This window comes from Blastomonas sp. CCH9-A1, assembly GCF_001557175.1.
GTDB lineage: Bacteria > Pseudomonadota > Alphaproteobacteria > Sphingomonadales > Sphingomonadaceae > Blastomonas > Blastomonas delafieldii_A.
Genome location: NZ_LSHM01000047.1, coordinates 1 through 3,015 on the forward strand (window position 1 = coordinate 1; position 3,015 = coordinate 3,015).

Annotated in this window: 5 protein-coding genes; 2 read left to right on the forward strand and 3 right to left on the reverse strand. The window is 64.7% G+C overall.

Going from position 1 to position 3,015, the window contains the following annotated elements; all coding sequences use genetic code 11:
• Positions 1 to 105 precede the first annotated feature (105 nt).
• The 3 genes from AX725_RS14240 to rplU form a co-directional block, all read right to left on the reverse strand.
• Positions 106 to 627 (reverse strand): GNAT family N-acetyltransferase, encoded by a 522-nt coding sequence (locus AX725_RS14240; RefSeq protein WP_231725715.1) that lies wholly within the window; start codon positions 625 to 627, stop codon positions 106 to 108.
• 200 nt (positions 628 to 827) lie between these two features.
• Positions 828 to 1,103 carry a 50S ribosomal protein L27 gene (rpmA, locus tag AX725_RS14245; RefSeq protein ID WP_023839572.1) on the reverse strand — a complete coding sequence of 92 codons (276 nt, stop codon included), beginning with the start codon at positions 1,101 to 1,103 and terminating at the stop codon, positions 828 to 830.
• 29 nt (positions 1,104 to 1,132) lie between these two features.
• The gene (gene rplU, locus AX725_RS14250) at positions 1,133 to 1,597 is read right to left on the reverse strand and encodes a 50S ribosomal protein L21 (protein ID WP_060980085.1); all 465 of its coding nucleotides are present in this window, start codon (positions 1,595 to 1,597) and stop codon (positions 1,133 to 1,135) included.
• A 275-nt stretch (positions 1,598 to 1,872) separates the two neighbouring features.
• Between rplU and AX725_RS14255 the strand changes: the two genes are divergently transcribed.
• Together AX725_RS14255 and AX725_RS14260 are read left to right on the forward strand one after the other, a co-directional pair.
• Positions 1,873 to 2,412, forward strand: coding sequence for a hypothetical protein (locus AX725_RS14255; protein WP_066114674.1), 540 nt, complete (start codon positions 1,873 to 1,875; stop codon positions 2,410 to 2,412).
• Between the two features lie 89 nt (positions 2,413 to 2,501).
• Positions 2,502 to 2,852, forward strand: coding sequence for a hypothetical protein (locus AX725_RS14260; RefSeq protein ID WP_066114675.1), 351 nt, complete (start codon positions 2,502 to 2,504; stop codon positions 2,850 to 2,852).
• Positions 2,853 to 3,015 lie beyond the last annotated feature (163 nt).

The window sequence follows — 3,015 nt, forward strand, 5'->3', positions numbered from 1 at the left end:
GGCTGAGCGGGCGTGGTGCGGATAGCGCGGGACCCCCGCTTTTGCAGGGATGACGGGGCAGGGGTGGGGCTGGGGCGGCGCTGCTCACCGCCCGCCGCCCGCCCCTCACGCCGCGAGCGGTCGTTCTGCCTCCGCCATGTCGCTTTCCAGCGCATATTCCTGCGCCATCGCTTCATAGCCGCGGCCCAGGCTGAAGCGGGGGCGGGTGGTGCCGGTGGGGACGAAGCCCAGCCGCCGCAGCACTGCGCCCGACGCCGGGTTGTCGATATAGTGGCTGGCGACGATCCGGCGGTGGCCGAGCGTCCAGGCATTGGCGATCACCGCGTGCGCCGCCTCGGTCGCATAGCCCTTGCCCCAATGGTCCCGTGCGATCCAGTAGCCGAGCTCGGCCTCGCCTGTATCGGTGCGGCCGAGGCCGCAGCTGCCGATCAGCGTCTGCCCGGCATCGCCCGGCAGGGTGAGCAGATAGTGCGGATAGAAGGGGTCCTGCGCGCGCGCGGCAAATTCGCGGGCGTGTTCAGCGCTATAGGGCCAGGGCGCGCGGGCAAGATTGCACACGATGCGCTCGTCGTTGATGCCCGCGAACAGCGCATCGGCATCTTCGGGCCAGACTGGCCGCAGCAACAATCTTTGCGTTCTTGCAAACATTATGTCTCTCCTCGTTGCCCGCGCCTTGCCAGCCAAACATGACAGGCTGGAGTCAGCGCGGTGACAGGGAGACAAAAAGAAAGGGAGACGGGACGGACCCCATCTCCCTGTCATCTGGTCCGGGTGTTTCACCGGCCGGGGTCATCCCTGTGAGAGGACGACCCGTCATCGATCGTCCGTTATTCGGCGGCTTCCGCCATCGCCGGGGCGACTACCGATACGTATTTGCGACCAAGGCGACCTTCGTGGAACTTCACGCGGCCTTCGGTGAGCGCAAACAGTGTATGGTCCTTGCCCATGCCGACATTGGCACCGGCATAGACCTTGGTTCCGCGCTGGCGGATGATAATGTTGCCGCCGATGACGGGCTCGCCACCGAACTTCTTCACGCCAAGACGACGACCTGCGGAATCACGACCGTTGCGCGACGAACCGCCTGCTTTCTTATGTGCCATTGTTCAAAACTCCTTTGGTTCGCGCGCGATCAGGCGTTGTCAGCCGACGAATCGGTGTCAGCGGCCTTCTTGGTGGCAGCCTTCTTGGCCGGAGCCTTTTTGGGTGCAGCCTCGGCAGCGGGGGTTTCGGCAGCAGCTTCGACCGGAGCTTCGGTCTTGGCAGCGGCGGCCTTCTTCGGAGCAGCCTTCTTGGCTTCCTCGCCCACGGCAACGATGCGCAGGATCGTGTGCTGCTGACGATGGCCGAGCTTGCGGCGATAGTTGTGGCGACGCTTCTTCTTGAAGATCACCACCTTTTCAGCCTTGGCCTGGGCGATGATTTCGGCGGAGACGACCACACCGGCCACATCCTTGACCTCGCCGCCGTCGCCGGCCAGCAGAACGTCGTTCAGCGCAATGACGTCGCCAGCCTCACCGGCCAGCTTTTCCACTGCGATTTTGTCTCCGGCTGCAACGCGATACTGCTTGCCGCCTGTGCGCACGATAGCGAACATGGGTTGTCTCGTTTCTGTTTGCTTCAATCGGGTTCCGGGCACGCAAATTGTGATGATCGCCTGTTTCATCTTGCCTGTTGCCAGACCCGAATCGGCAGAGTGAAAACCACTGCCCTGCGACGGGATGTCCCGCGCCGGAAAGCCATGCCCGTTAGGTGAAAGCGGCGGTGCTGTCAACCGCTGCGGCGGCTTTTTTGGGCGGTTATGCGCATCAAGGCTGCGCCGCGACGCAAGCCGGTTGCCCGCGATTGCGTGCTGTCCTACAGCCCTGGGTCATGAAAGTCACCCCGGCAAAGCTCGCACGCCTTATCCTCTCCGCCACGCCGCTCGCGGTCACCGCCTGCCTGCAGCCGATGGCCGAGCTGCCCTCGCTCGAGCGGCGCGAGGTCGAGCTGCGCGATCGCGAGGCCGAGGCCAAGGCGCCGCCGCCGCCGATCGAGAGCATTGCCGATCCGGCACTGGCGCGCGATCTTGCCGCCATGCTGGCGCGCGCCGACAAGGCCGAGGCCGATTTCGCGCTCGCCCGCTCGGCAGCACAGGCTGCTTCGGGCGCGGCCAGGGGCGATGCGGTGGGGAGCGAGGATTGGTCGGTCGCGCAGACGAAGATCAGCGCGCTCGATGCGCCGCGGCGCGATCTGGCGGAGATCCTGGGCGATCTCGAGGAGCTCTATATCGCACGCCTCCAGAAAGAGGCGGCGGGCGAGGTGAAGCCCGGCGGCAGCGACCAGATCGAACAGGCGCGCCAGCACGTGCTGGCGCTGCTCGACAATCAGGACAAGGTGATCGGGAGTCTCAAGGCCGGGCTCGCCAGTTGACCTGATTTTACCGGGCCGGACACTCGGCTCGTCGCAACCCTCGGTGAAGCGGCACGTAGTGCGTGCATCGTTCAACGAGGAATATAATCATGAAAAGCCTTTACACCGCCACCGCCGCCGCAGCCTTGATGCTGACGAGCGGCGCCGCTTTCGCGCAGACCGATAGCAGCGCGCAGGACCAGCAGCGGTCGCGCCAGCAGGAGCGCTTGAACTCGATCTTCGGCGCTTTGTTCGGCGATCGTACCGGCTCGACCCAGTCGATCGAGGCGCAATGGCAGTTCGGGCGCACTCCGCTGGCCACGCAGCGTGCGCAGTTCGAAGCGCGGGTCGATACCGATGTGCGTTCGGGCCAGATCGACCGCCGCACCGGCGACCGGCTGAAGAGCGACTTGTATGATCCGGGGCTTGTCAAGTTCGCATTGAACGGTTCCTTCTGTTGACGCGGTGGGGGGCACACGCAATGCTCAGGGATTGGCTTCATTCGTTCCGAGGTCAGCTGATGCACTATCCGTGCATAGACTTGTATCCGGTCGCGGCCGTGCCCGCGCACCATAATCCGTATTCACATCCCCGGATCGAGCAAAGGCGGATGCGGACCAAACT

Coding starts and splice junctions, on each gene's coding strand:
- rpmA (WP_023839572.1), bottom strand. CDS start 1,103: ATGGCACATAAGAAAGCAGGCGGTTCGTCGCGCAACGGTCGTGATTCC.
- rplU (WP_060980085.1), bottom strand. CDS start 1,597: ATGTTCGCTATCGTGCGCACAGGCGGCAAGCAGTATCGCGTTGCAGCC.
- AX725_RS14255 (WP_066114674.1), top strand. CDS start 1,873: ATGAAAGTCACCCCGGCAAAGCTCGCACGCCTTATCCTCTCCGCCACG.
- AX725_RS14260 (WP_066114675.1), top strand. CDS start 2,502: ATGAAAAGCCTTTACACCGCCACCGCCGCCGCAGCCTTGATGCTGACG.